The following is a 15,665-nucleotide window of genomic DNA, read 5'->3' as shown; positions in this document are numbered from 1 at the left end:
ATTTTCCGCCGGTCGCCTCGCCTGCGTGGACCGTTCCGGGTTACCGATACTGGTTACGTGGTGAGGATCAGGTGTCCCGTCGCCTGGGTTCGGCCTCCGCGGATTCCTCGGCGTCCAGCGCCTCGACGGCCGCTTCGATCTCGCCGGTCCGTCGCCGCGCCGCGACGACGTCGCGCTCCGCCGCTTTCCGGGCCAACCGGTGTCGCCCGGTCTCCGCCTCGGCCGCCGCCCGCTGCCGCTCCAGGTCGGCCAGAGCCGCCTCGATCTCCGTCAGCCGGTTGCTGCCCTCCTGTGCCACCGTCACCGCTTCGGCCAGGGCCTGCTCCGCCCGCTCCTGCTCCCGCTGGGCCCGGGTCAACTCCTTACCCAGGGCCCGCCGCTGCCGGGCCCGCTCGGCCCGCTCCCGGCCCGCCCGGGCCCGTTCCGCCCGGTCCTCAGCCGCCTGAGTCCGCTCTCGACCCGCCCGGTCCCTGACCGTCTGCTCACCGACCGCCCGATCTCGACCCGCCCGCTCACCAGCCGGGCGGGTGGTCCTCGGTCGGGCGGCAGTCTCGACCTCGACCACACCGGCACCGGCACCGGCTAGCTCCTCCTCCCCCGCTCCCCCGGTCAATAGCCGCAGCTGCGGTCTGGGCACCTCGCCGAACCCGGCGTAGCTCGCCGCGCGGATCAGCCGGCCGGAACGCACCCGCTCGGCCACCTCGGCGTCGGCGAGCGCCGCGGTGAGCGTCGCCTCCACCTCGGCCAGCGGCAGCTTCCCGCTCGGCGTACCGCCGCTCGCCTCGATGGCGAGGGCCCGGGTCTCGGCGACGAGCGCGACCACCGCGTCCCGGCGCTGGGCGGAAAGCTCCCGCAGCCGGGCACCCCGCAGGTCACGCTGGGCAGCCCGCAGCGCGACGGAGAGTTCGACGAACTCCGTCACCAACTCGGGCCGGCGCAACGCCAGCAGGTTCACCAGCCAGGCCGCCACCGTCGGCTTACGCAGCTTGGCGATCTCCCGCGCCCCGGCCTGGTCACCGGCGGCCCGGCGGGCGGCCACGGCCTCGTCGCGGGCGGCCACGAACCCGTCCGGATGCCGGGCATAGAGCGCGTCGACCAGTTCCCGATCCACCTCCACCATCCCGCCCACCGACCTGCTCAGCGGAGACTCGCTCCGGGTTCGAGTCGGGCGTACTCGCAACCGGAGAGTTGACTCATGTTGGCGTCGGTGACGGTATGACCGGCGTGGCTGAGCAAGGCGTCGTGCAGCGCGAAGGCCCGCCGCGGCGCGATCGCCCGGACGAAGGCGATGGACTCGGCGAGCTTGAGCCACGGCGCGGAGACGGGTACGAAGAGGGTATCGATCTGCACGTCGTCCGGCACGTCGAACGAGTCGCCCGGGTGGTAGACGGAGTCGTTGACGACGAACCCCAGGTTGGGCACTCGGGGCAGGTCCGGGTGGATCTCGGCGTGCAGTCCGCCGTAGGCCCGGACCGGGATGCCGGCGGCGGTGAAGGTGTCCCCCGGCTCGACCGCGGTGACCACCCCCCGCAATCCCTCCAGTTTGGACACCACCGTCGGGTGGGTGTGGACCGTCACCGCCGGTCGCTTGCCGAGCAGGTCGGCGAGTTTGTCCACATCGAGGTGGTCGAAGTGCTCATGTGTGATCAGCACCGCGTCCACCCCGTCCAGGGCAGCCGGCTCCGCGAACGCCCCGGGGTCGATGACCAGCACGCCGCCGTCGTGCTCTACCCGTACACAGGAGTGGCTGTATTTGGTCAATCGCATCGTGACTCCCTGAATGCCGAATCGTGATGTCCCACGCGCAGTCTGCCGGAACCCGCGCGGCGTCGCGGCACGTCTGACAGAACACTCCGCCATTGACACCCGGTACGGGAGGGGACATGAACAGGATCGACCGGCGAGGGCCGGCGGCAATCATGGGCGCGCTGGCGCTCGCTGCCGTCCTGTCGGCCACTGGTTGTAGCGCCAAGCCGAGCCGGGACTCCGCCGAGTCCAGCGGGGCGGCCCCCGCTGCGGCTGGGCTCGACCAGAAGGGCGGGCCCGGACAACAGGTCGCGCCCGGCGCTGCGAACAAACCTGGCCAGCAGGACACCACCGCCAACAAGGCCGACCTGCGGGTCGACCAGCGGACGATCATCTACACCGGCTCGATCACCGTACGCGTCGAGAACGTCGACGAGGCCGGCTCCCGGGCCGCCACGATCGCCACCACGGCAGGTGGCTTCGTCGGCGGCGACGAGCGCACCAGCAACACCTCCTCCTCCCGGGCGAAGCTCGTGCTGCGGGTGCCGGCGGCGAAGTTCGCCTCGGTCGTGGACGAACTGGCCACGCTGGGCCGGCAGGAACGCCGGAACATCGAGACCCAGGACGTCACCGAGGAGACCCTGGACCTCGATGCCCGACTCGCCACCCAGCGGGCCCGGGTGGAGAGCGGACGGCGGCTGCTCAGCCAGGCCAAGAGCCTCAGTGACCTGGTGATGCTGGAAAGTGAGTTGGCCAAACGGGAGGCCGACCTGGCCGCGTTGGAGGCCAAGAAGCGCCGGCTGGCCGACCTGACCGCGCTCTCCACCATCGACGTGGTGCTACTCGGCCCGAAGGCGGAGCAGGAGGACGACGAGCCGGATACCGGCTTCCTCGCCGGCCTCAAGGGCGGTTGGGCGGCGCTCGTGGCCTCGGCGGGGGTCCTGCTGACCGTACTGGGTGCCCTGCTGCCCTGGCTCGTCGTACTCGGTGTGCCGGTCGTCGGGATCATCTGGCTGGCCCGTCGGGGGCAGCGCCGGCGGCGGGCGGCGGTCACCGTGCCACCGCTCACCCCGCCGGCATCAGCCGCACCGACCAGCAAGGACTGACGGCCGCCGGCCCGAACCGTCATCCGACCCCGCTGTCCGGCCGACCGGAGCCGCCGGCCGGACAGCGGAGAGTCGCTTGATCGACTCATCGTGACAGGTGGATCTCACACGGTAGGGTTTCCAGCGGCGGGGACCGGTCGACACAGGGCGACGACCCCCTGCTTTCGACATCGACGCCGAGGATCCGGTGAGACCACGTGAACGAGATCATCGACAGCATCGTCGCGACCGCCGCCACCACCCTGACATCGGCGATGGTGACCGATCTCTGGGCGGACGCCCGCCTACGGATCGGGCAGATCTTCGGCCGGGGTGACACCGCCGACACCACTCGGACCATGGACGACCTGGCCGATTCCCACCGGCAACTCCAGGCCGCCCCGGCCGACCGGCAGGCCGAGATCGCCCACGACGTACGCAGCGAATGGCGCGGGGCGATCCGTAGCCTGGTCGGCCGGCACCCGGAAGCGCTCGACGAGCTACGCCAGTTCGTGTCCGACTTCTCCGGGCCGGTCGCGAGCGCCTCGCGGATCGGGCAGCAGATCACCCTCCAGGACCAGGCGAAGGCCAACATCGCCGGGCGCGATCAGATCAACTTCTTCGGACCGGCGGAGCACCGGTGACCGAGGGCGACTCCGAAGCGCCACTGGAAGACCCGACCCCCGTCGATCGGAATCCCATTTTCGAGCAACGGATCGACGCGTACGACCAGTCGCACGTCTCGGTAGCGGCCCGCGACGTGCTCAACCTCTACGCGAACGCTCCGGCGGCCACCGAACGGGCGAGCCGGATCTCCGTCGACCCACCGTTCGGCCGACTGGACCGTCCGCTACGGGGACGCCGACACCTGGTGCGGGAGATCGTGCCGCCGCTGGACGGCACCCCGGTCACCGCCCCGGCCGTGCACGTGCTGCACGGGCTGGGTGGATGCGGCAAGAGCCAGGTCGCACTGGAGATCGCCCGACAGGCCCGGGACGCGGGCCTGCTGGTCTGGTGGGTGCCGGCGGTAGGACCGGCCCAGATCAGCGCCGCGATGCGGGAGATAGCCGGGCGGCTGGGTGCCTCCGCCGCCGAGCTGGACCTGGTCTGGTCCGGCAAGGCCAGGTCGCCGATGGACATGGTGTGGGACCTGCTCGACCAGTCCGACCAACCATGGCTCCTGGTCTTCGACAACGCCGACGACCCGGCGCTACTCGCCCCGGTCGACGGGCAGGTGGTCAACGGCAACGGGTGGCTCCGTGCCCCCACCAACCGGCACGGATCGGTGATCGTCACCACCCGGGAGGGCAACGAGGAGACGTGGGGTCGCTGGATCGTCCGGCACCCGGTCCGGACCCTGTCCGACGACGACGCGGCCCGCGTCCTGCTCGACTTCGCCACACCCCGCGCCGGAAGCCTGGCGCAGGCCCGGGCCCTCGGTGCCCGACTGGGCGGGCTGCCGCTGGCCCTGCGGGGCGCGGGTTCCTACCTGAAGTCGGCCAGCCGGGGTCCGGCGCTCCGGGGCAGCACGGCGATCCGCACCTTCGACGAATACCGGGTGGCGCTGGATCGCCGGTTCGCCAACCCGTTCGTGCCCTCCGTCGGCCCGGACCTGGGCGAGCCGTTGCGCCTGGAGGAGCTGGTACGACAGGCCTGGGAACTCTCCCTCGACCTGCTCGCCGGGCGGGGCATGCCGTACGCCCGGCAGTTGCTCTGCCTGCTCGCCTGCCTGGCAGAGGCCCCGATCCCGTACGCCGCGCTGCTGGCCCCCGACCGTCTCGCCCGGTCTCCCCTCTTTCCCAAGCTCGACGACGACCGGTTACCGCAGGTGCTCGACGCCCTCACCGACCTCGGCCTGATCGACCGGGCCATGGTCGACGACGTCGACGAGCCGGACTTCGCCCACGCACTGACCCTGCACCCGCTGGTCCGGCACATCACCCGGAACTTCCCCGAGGTGATCGAGCGCGAGCCGGAATACCACCTGCTCATCATGGATCTGCTGGCCGGCGCCGCCGCCGACCTCGATCCGGACGAGCCGGAATGCTGGCACCGGTGGGGCGTACTGGCCCCGCAGTGCGGCGGACCGATCATCGACTATCTGGCCACCGGCAACAGCCGGCCCCGGGCACCGGAGACCACCGCACTGACCCTGACGGTGGCTCGGCGGACCGCTCGCTATCTGCTGGCGGTGAGCCTGCCCCGGCAGGCTGCGGCATTCCTGGACAGTTGCCTGGACAACGTGCGGGAGCTTGACGTCGACGAGTTCACCATGCTCGCGCTGCGCCACGAGCGTGCCCGCGCCGACCTGGAGCAGGGCCGGCTCCCGGCGGCCGAGCGGCAACTCCGCAAGGTGATCGCGGCCCGGGAACGGCTGCTCGGGCCGGAGCACACCGACACGCTGGCCAGTCGACACAAGCTCGCCCGGTCCATCATGGAGCAGGGCCGCTGGGTCGAGGCGGAGCAGGAGCTGTGGGTGATCCTCGCCGGTGAGCAGCGGGCCCGTGGTGTCGACCATCCGGACACCCTCGTCGTCCGGCACAGCCTGTCCAAGACGCTGCTCTCCCAGGGACGCATCGAGGAGGCGGAGGAGCAGCTTCAGGCGATCCTCCGTACCCGGCAGGAGTTCGGTCAGCCGGACCATCCGGAGACGCTGGCGGTCCGGCAGAGCCTGGCGCGGGTGCTGTTGGCCCGGGGCAAGGACCTCCGGGCCCGGGAGGAGCTGCGCAACATCCTTGAGGTCGCCGCCCGCACCGGTCAGGGACACCGGTCGGAGATCCTCACCATCCGGGAGATCCTCGCCCACGCCCTACTGTCCGAAGGGCGGGACACCGAGGCGGCAGACGAACTGGGCCGGCTCGCCGACGACCGGCGTCGGGTGCTCGGCGACGCCCATCCGGACACCCGGCGCACCCTGGACGAGTTGGCGATGCTCCGCGCGCCGGCCGGGACCGTTTCCGATCCTGCGCGGGGCGACGAAGACCCGTAGGTGGTAACGGAACAGGTCGGCTGCGGCTGAGACGTGCGGCGGGACGTCCCAGCCGTGGAGCAGGTGATAGCCGACGACGTCGGGGATACCCCGATCGAAGAAGACGGTGCCGCCGTACCCACCGGCCTGCCGGTGTGAGCGGATCTCCCAGGAGAGCATCAGCTCGGCGAAGAGGCGGGCGTCGTCGGTGTGCCGGCCCCGCCCGCTGATCGCGGTCTGATCCTGAATGATCTGCCGGCCCGCCTCCTCGACGCAGGCGGACCCGGCCCGGCGCAGCGTGTCGAGCAAGTTGCTCCTACCCGAGCCCGGACCCCCGGTGATCACGACATAGCGGGCGACTGAGCGCACGGTGCCGATACTCCCGGTAGAAAACGGCGGACGATCCGTACGGCTGGGGATAGTGATACGACGATGCCTGCGGGATGATGGGCGAGCTGGCGACCTGGCAGGCGTACCGAGAGGAGGAGCGGCGGGCCATCCGACCGGCACGGAAATGGCGGCCGCGACCACGATGACAAACCTGGATCTCTTCATCGTAGATGCCTTCACGGACACCCCGTTCGGCGGGAACCCGGCCGGCGTCGTGCTGCTCGACTCTCCCCGTGACGACGCGTGGATGCAGTCGGTGGCGGCGGAGCTGCGACACTCGGAGACCGCCTTCGTCGGACCCGCCGACGGCGAGGGCGTACGTCCATTGCGGTGGTTCACCCCGGTCGCCGAGGTGGACCTGTGCGGACACGCCACGCTGGCGACCGCGCACGCGCTGGGCGTCGACTCCGTGTTCCAGACCCGCAGTGGCCGGTTGACCTGCTCGATCCGGGATGGCGGGTGGATCGAGATGGACTTCCCCGCCGATCCGGCCGAACTTGTCGAACCGTCCCCGGACATCCTCGACGGGGTGGGCGACGCGTCCGTCGTCGCGGTCGGGCGGGGCGTCTCCGACGTACTCGTCCAGGTGTCCTCGGCGGACGAGGTCCGCGCCCTCCAGCCCGATCTGGCGGCACTGGCCCGGGTGCCGGTCCGTGGGGTGATCGTCACGGCGGCGGCCGACGGCTCCCCGGACATCGTGAGCCGGTGCTTCTATCCGAACGTCGGGGTGCCGGAGGATCCGGTGACCGGTTCGGCACACTGCACCCTGGCCAGCTGGTGGGCTCCGCGGCTCGGCCAGGCGGAGCTGTACGCCGAGCAGGCGTCCCCCCGGGGTGGCTCGCTGCGGATCACCTTACGGAACGACCGGGTGACGCTGGCGGGGCAGGCGGTCACCGTCGTACACGGCACCCTCACCGGCTGACCGGCTACGCCCGCGCTCGACGCCCACCCCGTTGCGCAACTCGTCGACAGGAGCCGTCATGACCATCGCCCTGAGCCACGAGGAAGAACTGACCGCCAGCTCGCTCGCCCAACTGATCAACGGGGAGATCGAGTTGATCTGGCATCGCGGCTACTACCCCACCGCCCTGTGCGAGCAGGCCCTACCCCGGATCGCCACCGAGTGCGAGGCGGCCGGCTACACGCTGACCGACGACTTCCAGAGCCTGGGCACCTCGCTCGGCGAGGCGGCCGAGAACGAGAGCAACGCCGCCCGTTACCTCGCCACCGCGGCTGAGACCACCGCGCTCATCCGGCACAAGATCTTCGACGGGCAACTGTCCCCGACCGACCTGCTCCGACTCGACGCCGACGAGCTCTGGCCGTACGGGGCGACGGTCGCCCGACACCAGGGGCGGACCATGCTTCCCGGCATCATCCGGCGCTGGCCCGGCGGCGCTCACGCCAACCCGCACATCGACCAGCGGGACATCCCCCTGCTCGACGCCTACCGGTTGATCCGCCGGGTCGGCGTGAACGTCTATCTCCAGGTCCCCGAGCCGGGCAACGGCGGCGAGATCGACTTCTGGGGCCTCTTCACCGACGAGGCGGAGTACGTCAGTCAGAAGCGCCCCGACTACGGCCTGGACCGGGCCACCCTGGGTGCACCACACTTCTCCGTCCTGCCCGGACAGGGTGACCTGCTGATGTTCGACGCCGCCCGGGTGCATGGCGTACGCCGGGTGGAGCGGGGTGTCCGGGTCACCGCCGCCTGCTTCCTGGGTGTCCGGGGGCCGGCCGAACCGCTGCTGCTGTTCGCCTAGTACGACGTTCCGCCGCTCCCGGGCGCCATCGGCTCGGGACCCCGTCACCGCTTCGGGCCGTGGCCACCGGCTCGGTGGCCACGGCCTGGTGCTCGGCCGAGCAGACGCCGGTGGCTCAGTCGACCAGGGCGGTGAGCACGGTGTGCACGAGCAGCCGGACGCCGACCCCGATGGCCCGCTCGTCCACGTCGAAGGTCGCGCGGTGCAGGTCCACGTTGGCCGCCGTACGTCCCACGCCGAGCCGGGCCAGCGCCCCGGGGACATACTCCAGGTACCAGGAGAAGTCCTCGCCCCCCATGCTCTGTGGAGTCTCCGCGACCCCGGCCGCACCGAGCGCGGCGGTGGTGGCTGCGGTGAGGACCTGGATGGCCCGCGAATCGTTGACCACCGGCGGGCGACCCCGCAGGTACTCGATGTCCACGGTGGCCCCGGTCGGAGCGATCACATCCCGGACGATCTGCGTCACGATCTTGGGAGCGGCCTCCCAGGTACCCCGGTCGAGCACCCGCAGCGTGCCGGAGGCGATCGCCTCGGTCGGGATGACGTTGTACTGCGTCCCGGCCGAGGCATGGCCGAAGACCAGGAGCAGCCCGCTGTTGGCCGGCACTCGCCGGGTCACCAGCGTGGGCACCTCGGTGACCAGTCGCCCAAGCGCGTCGACCAGGTCGACGGTGAGGTGGGGGCGGGCGGTGTGCCCACCCGGCCCGGTCAGCTTGACGGTGAGGTTGTCCGCCGCCGCGGTGATCGGGCCGACCCGCAGCCCCACCTGCCCGACCGGCAGGTTGGGGTCGCAGTGCAGCGCGAAGATCTGGGCGACGTCCTCCAGCCCACCGGCCTCGATCACCTCCAGCGACCCGCAGGGCAGGATCTCCTCGGCCGGCTGGAAGATCAACCGAACCCGGCCGTCCAGTTCGCCTCGTTCGGCGAGCCGAGCCAGCAGGAGCCCGACTCCCAACAGGACGGTGGCGTGTACGTCGTGCCCACACGCGTGGCAGACGCCGTCCACCGTCGAACGGTAGGGAACGTCCTTGGCATCCTGGAGCGGCAGCGCGTCGATGTCGGCCCGCAGGGCGATGACGGGGCCACTCGGCCGACCGTCGATGTCACAGATGACACCGTTGCCCTTGGGCAGCAGACGGGGCCTGAGTCCGGCATCCGTCAGCTCACGGACGATCAGTTTGGCGGTGCCGTACTCCTGACCGGACAGTTCGGGATGCGCGTGGATAAATCGACGCGTGGCGATCAGGTCGGGAACCCGCAACGCGAGTAGCTGGTCCAACTCGCACGGCAGGGTCTGGGATTCGGTCGGCGTCTCCAGCCAGGACGACGCCAGCTGCCCGCCAGGCGGCAGCGTCAACGCACTCGTCACGTCGAATACTCGATCACTGTGGATGGGATGGGACTCGGACAGCCTAGACCTCCGGCGGTGACGCTGCGCAACCTCGTTACGGTAGCGGTCAGACCGCACTGCGTTACGAAAGGCCTGGTGACAGCGCTCGGGAACGGATGAAACGGGACGTTGATCGTCGTCGAACGCCGACATGCGTCCTGTACCTCCTACAACGCGTGACGGTTTTGTTCGGTCACGTCTCCCGGCTTCGCCACTCCGCCTTCCATGGTGCGGGCCATCGTCGTAGATGCCCGGACAGGCTGTCCGTCTAACCTTGCCCAGATGCCAGGACGGGCCCCTGCACCGGCAGAAATCGATGTGCAGGGGCCCGTCCTCACACCAGGGCGGGGTGGGCTAGAAGCGATCCGTCGGGCGGTACGTCCCCCACACCTGGCGCAGGGTCCCGCAGACCTCGCCGATGGTGGCGCGGGCCCGCAGCGCCTCCTTCATCGGGGGGAGCACGTTCTCCGTACCCGAGGCTGCCGCGCGCAGGTCGGCCAGCGCCCGCTCGACGGCGGAGGCGTCCCGCGACGCCCGCAGCTTCGCCAACCGCTCCGCCTGGGCCGCCTCGATGGTCGGATCGACCCGCAGCGGCTCGTACGGTTCCTCCTCGTCCACGGTGAACCGGTTCACCCCGACCACCACCCGCTCCCCCGAGTCGATCTCCTGGGCGATCCGGTAGGCGGAGGTCTCGATCTCCCGCTTCTGGAAGCCGGCCTCGATCGCGTCGACCGACGAGCCGTACTCGAAGACCCGGTCCATCAGTGCCAGCACACCCGACTCGATCTCGTCCGTCATCGCCTCGACCACGTACGAGCCGGCGAACGGGTCCACGGTGGCGGTCAGGTCGGTCTCGTAGGCGAGCACCTGCTGGGTACGCAGAGCCAGCCGCGCGGCCTTCTCGGTGGGCAGCGCGATGGCCTCGTCGAAGCTGTTGGTATGCAACGACTGGGTGCCGCCGAGCACCGCGCCCAGCCCCTGGACGGCGACCCGGACCAGGTTGACCTCGGGCTGCTGCGCGGTGAGCTGCACGCCCGCCGTCTGGGTGTGGAAGCGCAGCATCCACGACTTCGGGTCCTTCGCCCCGAACTCGTCGCGCATCAGCCGGGCCCAGATCCGCCGGGCCGCCCGGAACTTGGCCACCTCCTCCAGCAGGGTGGTCCGGGCCACGAAGAAGAACGACAGCCGGGGGGCGAAGTCGTCCACGGCCAGCCCGGCGGCGAGCGCGGCGCGTACGTAGTCCAGCCCGTTGGCCAGGGTGAAGGCGATCTCCTGTACGGGGCTCGCTCCGGCCTCGGCCATGTGGTAGCCGGAGATGGAGATGGTGTTCCACTTCGGCACCTCGGTACGGCAGTAGCCGAAGGTGTCCGCCACCAGTCGCAGTGACGGCTTGGGCGGGAAGATGTAGGTGCCCCGGGCGATGTACTCCTTGAGGATGTCGTTCTGGATGGTGCCCTTGAGCGCCGAGCCGAGCACCCCGGCCTCCTCTGCCACCAGCTGGTAGAGCAGCAGCAGGACCGAGCCGGGTGCGTTGATCGTCATCGAGGTGGAGACCTGGTCGAGTGGGATGCCGTCGAAGAGCAGCCGCATGTCCTCGATGGAGTCGATCGCCACCCCGACCTTGCCGACCTCGCCGTGCGCGATCGGGTCGTCGGAGTCGTACCCCATCTGGGTGGGCAGGTCGAAGGCGACGGAGAGTCCCATGGTGCCGGCCCGGAGTAGCTGGTGGTAGCGGGCGTTGGACTCGGTGGCGGTGCCGAAGCCGGCGTACTGGCGCATGGTCCACGGACGCGACGTGTACATGGTGGGATAGACGCCACGGGTGTACGGGAATCGGCCTGGCTCGCCGAGCCGCTCCGGCAACCCGTCGGGCGCATCCGCCGGCCCGTAGGTAGGCTTGATCGGGAAACCGGATTCACTTAACCGCCGTTCACTCATTACCGGATGGTAGGACCTCGACCCGCTTGATCGGGTGCGGGATTTCGCACATTGCGGCCCAAATTAAGCACATACGGTGAGTAGGTAAGCACGTACGGTTGACTTACCGAATGCCGCGCCGGGTCGGCTTTCCCTTCTGGCATCGGAACCCTCAATATAGGGGGGTTCTGTCCCAGCCCCTCGATTCTTTCCGGTGGCTAATCCTGTGACTCAGATCCCTACGTGGAACGGGGGACAAGTCAGTCCCCCCAACGGACGCGCAGCCCCCGGTGCCATCATCGGTGGCCGCTACGAGCTACGGACGGCGGTGGGCCACGGCGGCATGGGGACGGTGTGGAAGGCCGTCGACACCCTGCTCCGTCGCGATGTCGCGGTGAAGGAAGTGGTACTCCCACCCGGGCTCGCCCCCAGCGACCGTGACTCTATGTACGAACGCACCCTGCGCGAGGCCCGCGCCGCCGCCGCGATCCAGCACCCCGCCGTGGTCCAGGTGTACGACGTTGTCACCGAAAGTGGCCGCCCCTGGATCGTTATGGAGCTGCTGGAAGCCCGCAGCCTCGCCGACATGGTGATCGAGGACGGGCCGGTCGCACCCCGCGCCGTCGCCAAGATCGGGATCGCGCTACTCGGCGCGCTCGAGGTCGCCCACGCGATCGGCGTCCTGCACCGTGACGTCAAGCCGGCCAACGTACTGATCTGCGCCGACGGGCGCTGCGTGCTGACCGACTTCGGGGTGGCCCGGATGCCCACCGACGTCCAGCTCACCACCCCCGGCATGGTGCTCGGCTCGCCGCACTTCATCTCCCCCGAGCGTGCCCTGGGCCAGGACTTCGGTCCGCCCAGCGACCTGTTCTCGCTCGGCGTGACGCTCTACACGGCCATCGAAGGGCGGCCCCCGTTCGACAAGGGCGACCCGATCGAGACCATGCACGCCGTGGTCGAGGACGAACCCGCCCCGCCGGTCCGCTCCGGCCCACTCACCCGGGTCCTCTTCGGCCTGTTGGAGAAGGATCCGGCCCAGCGGATCAACGTGCACAGTGCCCGCAGCATGCTGCGGGAGCTGCTCAGCGGCCCGCTGGGCAAGGCTCCGACCGACCAGATGACCGATCCGTACGCGGTGGTGCCGGTGCAGCGCCCACAGTGGCAGCCACCGGCTCCGGCTCCGGCTCCGACTCCGGCTCCCGCCGCGCCGAAGCCGACCGGACAGATCGGCGGCCGGGCGATGCTCGCTCCGGGCGAGTCACTCACCGATCGCCTGGCCGAACTGCGCAAGCGCAAGGCGGCTGGCTCCGACGACCTGCCGGCCGAAGACACCGGTGGTGGCCAGCCGAGCGCGGCGGTGGCCGCCGTCGCCCTGAGTACGCCCACCGGGGCGATGCCCGCCCCGACCGCCGAAGCTACGGCCACCAGCGGAGTTACGGCCGACGACGCCACGGCGGCCCACCGTCCGGCCGGCGGCCCGCTGGCTGCCCAACCCACGGCCGGCGGTGAGTCCTGGCAGCAGCCGACCGGAGTGATGCCCGGCCCTACCGCCGACTCTTCGGCCACCACCCATCGCTGGGACCAGCCCACCGGACTGGTGGCCGACGGTCGGGTGCTGACCGGCACCATCGTGCCCGGCCCGACCAGTCCCGGCCCGACCAGTCCCGGCCCGACCAGTCCCGGCCCGACCAGTCCCGGACCGGGTGCGGCGGGGCCGACCGGGTTCATCCCGACCGGCTCCGGCCCAGGTGGCGTCTACCCGGTCGGCGGCGTTCCCGGCGGGGTCCATCCCACCGGCGCGGCCCTGGGTGGGCCGTTCGGCGGCCAGCCCAACGGTGTCTACGGCGGTGCGGGTGGTGCCTACGGCGGTGCCGGCCAACCCGGCGGGACCTATGGCGAGGGTCAGCCCGGCGGGTTCTACGGCGGTGCCGGCCAACCCGGCGGGTTCTACGACGGCAATGGTCAAGCCGGCGGCTATCCGGGCGCGGGGCAGCTCAGCAACGGCGACCCGGCCGGCCGCAACGGTGGAGGCCTCGTCGCCGCCATCAAGGGGTGGCCCCGCAAGGTGCAACTCGGCGTCGCCGGGGGCGTGGCGGTCGTACTCGTGCTCGTGCTCAGCCTGGTGCTGTTCAGTGGCGGCGATGAGCCGACCCCGCCGGCGGTGCCGCAGGCCGGCCCCCCGTCCGGCCAGGCCGGGGCGATGGAGACCCAGGTGTACGCCGAGAAGGGTGTCTCGGTCAACGTCCCGAAGGGGTGGACCAAGAAGTCGGGCGGCGCGTCGTACGTCGACTACGTCGACCCGGAGGACGGTGGTCGCCGGGTACGCGTCATCGTCGAGGACTTCAGAGGCGACGATCCGCGTCGCTGGGCCGAGATCGCCTCGAACGGCCTCGAAAAGAACACCAAGACCTGCACCCGGCCGTACGACCCGTCGGACATCACCGACCAGCAGTTGGCCGGCAAGCCGGCCGCCGAGTTCGAATACAAGTGCGGCGAGGGCGACAGCATGCGACACGGGGTCTGGCGGGGGGTCATCAGCGGCGGGAAAGCGTACTCCTTCTACCTGACCTCGTCCGACCCTCGCTTCGAGGAGAGCAAGCCGATCTTCGACGAGATGGCCCGGTCGTTCCAGCTCACCGAGGCCGGCTAGCGGGCGTACCCCGGGCCACTGCGGCCGGGGGACGACGGGCAGCGGAACCGTCGCCGTGCTATCAACGACGGCATGGCGGCGGAGATGACGACGATCGACGAACTGCGTGACCTGGCCGAGGCGTGGCTGGCCGACGACCCGGACCCGGCAACACAGGACGAACTGCGACAGGTCCTCGACCGGCTACCGGCCAGCGCGACCGAACTGGCCGACCGGTTCGCCGGCCCACTGACCTTCGGCACGGCCGGGCTGCGCGGCCCGCTGCGGGCCGGCCCCAACGGCATGAACCTCGCCGTCGTGACCCAGGCGGCGGCGGGACTCGTCGGTTGGCTCGCCGCCCGTGGGGCGACCGGCCCACTGATCATCGGGTACGACGCCCGGCACGGCTCGCAGACGTTCGCCGAGCGGACCGCCCAGATCGCCACCGGGGCCGGCCGGCCCGCCCTGCTGCTCCCCCGGCCGCTGCCCACCCCGGTGCTCGCGTACGCCGTCCGGGCCCTGGGCGGTGCCGCCGGGGTGATGGTCACCGCCAGTCACAACCCGCCGCAGGACAACGGCTACAAGGTCTACCTGGGGGCCGAACTCGGTGGCCCGAGCGGGGCGGGTGCGCAGATCGTGCCCCCGGCCGACGTCGAGATCGAGGCCGCGATCCGGGCGGTCGGTCCGCCGTCGAAGGTGCCTCTCGGAGCCCCCGGGCAGGTGCTCGGCAACGACGTCGTGGCCGCCTACGTGGGTGCCGCCGCCGAGGTGATCGATCCGGACGGCCCCCGGGACCTGGTGGTGGCCTACACCCCGATGCACGGCGTGGGTGCCTCGGTGCTCACCGCCGCGTTCAGCCGGGCGGGCTTCGCCGTACCGGGGGTGGTGGCCGAGCAGGCCACGCCCGACCCGGACTTTCCCACCGTCGCCTTCCCCAACCCCGAGGAGCCGGGCGCGACCGATCTGCTCGTCGAACTGGCCCGGACCATCGGGGCGGACATCGCCATCGCCAACGACCCGGACGCGGACCGGTGCGCGGTCGCCGTACCGGACGATGGTCAGCGTTGGCGGATGTTGCGCGGGGACGAGGTCGGCGTGCTGCTGGCCGACCACCTGATGCGTCGGGGCGTACCCGGGCTGTACGCCACCACCATCGTCTCGTCGTCGCTGCTGCGCGCGATGTGCGTGGCCCGAGGCCGGGCGTACGACGAGACGCTGACCGGATTCAAGTGGATCGTACGGGCCGCCGCCGACGACGCCCCGCTGGTCTTCGGCTACGAGGAGGCGCTCGGCTACTGTGTCGCGCCGGAGCACGTCCGGGACAAGGACGGCATCACCGCCGCGCTCACCGTCGCCGAGCTGGCCGCCGGGCTGAAGGCCCAGGGGCGCAGTCTCACCGATCGGCTCGACGAGTTGGCCGCCGAGTTCGGCGTCTACCACACCGACCAGCTCTCCGTACGCGTCGACGACCTGCGCGAGATCGCCACCGCGATGACCCGGATCCGGGCCACGACCCCGACCAGCCTGCTCGGTGAGCCGGTCACCTCGGTCGAGGACCTACTGCCCGCCTCGGACGTGGTGATCCTGCGTACCGGATCGGCCCGGGTGGTGATCCGGCCGTCCGGCACCGAGCCGAAGCTGAAGGCGTACCTCGAGGTGGTCCAGCCGGTGGCCGACGGTGGCCTGGCTGCGGCACGGGGCCGCGCGGCGGACCGGGTGCGCGACCTACGGGCCGAGATCGCCGGGGCGCTCGGCATCGCCTGAGACCGGTAGT

General features: G+C 71.0%; 11 protein-coding genes and 2 pseudogenes. 8 read left to right on the top strand and 5 right to left on the bottom strand.

The window, feature by feature from the left end; genetic code table 11:
• Positions 1–67: 67 nt before the first annotated feature.
• Together FHR38_RS18190 and FHR38_RS18185 are read right to left on the bottom strand one after the other, a co-directional pair.
• The gene (locus FHR38_RS18190; RefSeq protein WP_184535786.1) at positions 68–1,120 is read right to left on the bottom strand and encodes a hypothetical protein; all 1,053 of its coding nucleotides are present in this window, start codon (positions 1,118–1,120) and stop codon (positions 68–70) included.
• Between the two features lie 17 nt (positions 1,121–1,137).
• The gene (locus FHR38_RS18185) at positions 1,138–1,767 is read right to left on the bottom strand and encodes an MBL fold metallo-hydrolase (protein ID WP_184535785.1); all 630 of its coding nucleotides are present in this window, start codon (positions 1,765–1,767) and stop codon (positions 1,138–1,140) included.
• A gap of 116 nt (positions 1,768–1,883) precedes the next feature.
• On the opposite strand from FHR38_RS18185, the gene FHR38_RS18180 reads away from it, so the two are divergent.
• From FHR38_RS18180 to FHR38_RS33275, 3 genes are all read left to right on the top strand, one after another.
• The gene (locus FHR38_RS18180; RefSeq protein ID WP_184535784.1) at positions 1,884–2,852 is read left to right on the top strand and encodes a DUF4349 domain-containing protein; all 969 of its coding nucleotides are present in this window, start codon (positions 1,884–1,886) and stop codon (positions 2,850–2,852) included.
• Positions 2,853–3,049: 197 nt separating this feature from the next.
• Positions 3,050–3,475 (top strand): hypothetical protein, encoded by a 426-nt coding sequence (locus FHR38_RS18175; protein WP_184535783.1) that lies wholly within the window; start codon positions 3,050–3,052, stop codon positions 3,473–3,475.
• The gene (locus tag FHR38_RS33275; protein WP_184535782.1) at positions 3,472–5,820 is read left to right on the top strand and encodes a tetratricopeptide repeat protein; all 2,349 of its coding nucleotides are present in this window, start codon (positions 3,472–3,474) and stop codon (positions 5,818–5,820) included. Before FHR38_RS18175 ends, FHR38_RS33275 begins: the two co-directional genes overlap by 4 nt.
• Before the next feature lie 36 nt (positions 5,821–5,856).
• Here the strand turns inward: FHR38_RS33275 and FHR38_RS33270 are convergent.
• Positions 5,857–6,354, bottom strand: a pseudogene (locus FHR38_RS33270) (AAA family ATPase); the annotation flags it as partial.
• Between FHR38_RS33270 and FHR38_RS18165 the strand changes: the two are divergent.
• On the top strand, positions 6,332–7,111 hold the full coding sequence (locus tag FHR38_RS18165) for a PhzF family protein (RefSeq protein WP_246446605.1): 780 nt from the start codon (positions 6,332–6,334) through the stop codon (positions 7,109–7,111). The pseudogene FHR38_RS33270 and the gene FHR38_RS18165 overlap by 23 nt on opposite strands.
• A gap of 58 nt (positions 7,112–7,169) precedes the next feature.
• On the top strand, positions 7,170–7,952 hold the full coding sequence (locus tag FHR38_RS18160; RefSeq protein WP_184535781.1) for a 2OG-Fe(II) oxygenase: 783 nt from the start codon (positions 7,170–7,172) through the stop codon (positions 7,950–7,952).
• Between the two features lie 115 nt (positions 7,953–8,067).
• On the opposite strand, the gene FHR38_RS18155 is transcribed toward FHR38_RS18160, so the two are convergent.
• The gene (locus tag FHR38_RS18155) at positions 8,068–9,321 is read right to left on the bottom strand and encodes an amidohydrolase (RefSeq protein WP_312882249.1); all 1,254 of its coding nucleotides are present in this window, start codon (positions 9,319–9,321) and stop codon (positions 8,068–8,070) included.
• A 375-nt stretch (positions 9,322–9,696) separates the two neighbouring features.
• The gene (locus FHR38_RS18150; RefSeq protein WP_184535779.1) at positions 9,697–11,280 is read right to left on the bottom strand and encodes an acyl-CoA mutase large subunit family protein; all 1,584 of its coding nucleotides are present in this window, start codon (positions 11,278–11,280) and stop codon (positions 9,697–9,699) included.
• 205 nt (positions 11,281–11,485) lie between these two features.
• Between FHR38_RS18150 and FHR38_RS33780 the strand changes: the two are divergent.
• The 3 genes and pseudogenes from FHR38_RS33780 to FHR38_RS18140 all read left to right on the top strand — a co-directional run.
• Positions 11,486–12,892 (top strand): annotated as a pseudogene (locus FHR38_RS33780) (serine/threonine-protein kinase); the annotation flags it as partial.
• Positions 12,893–13,462: 570 nt separating this feature from the next.
• A complete protein-coding gene (locus tag FHR38_RS33775) occupies positions 13,463–13,912 on the top strand; it encodes a serine/threonine kinase C-terminal domain-containing protein (protein WP_281385094.1) in 450 nt (149 codons plus the stop codon).
• A 72-nt stretch (positions 13,913–13,984) separates the two neighbouring features.
• Positions 13,985–15,655, top strand: coding sequence for a phospho-sugar mutase (locus tag FHR38_RS18140; protein ID WP_184535777.1), 1,671 nt, complete (start codon positions 13,985–13,987; stop codon positions 15,653–15,655).
• The last annotated feature ends 10 nt before the right edge of the window (positions 15,656–15,665 follow it).

Origin of the sequence: Micromonospora polyrhachis, assembly GCF_014203835.1 — a bacterium.
GTDB classification, from domain to species: domain Bacteria; phylum Actinomycetota; class Actinomycetes; order Mycobacteriales; family Micromonosporaceae; genus Micromonospora_H; species Micromonospora_H polyrhachis.
The sequence above is the reverse complement of the archived record's forward strand: the minus strand, read 5'-3'. Positions and strand labels throughout refer to the sequence as shown.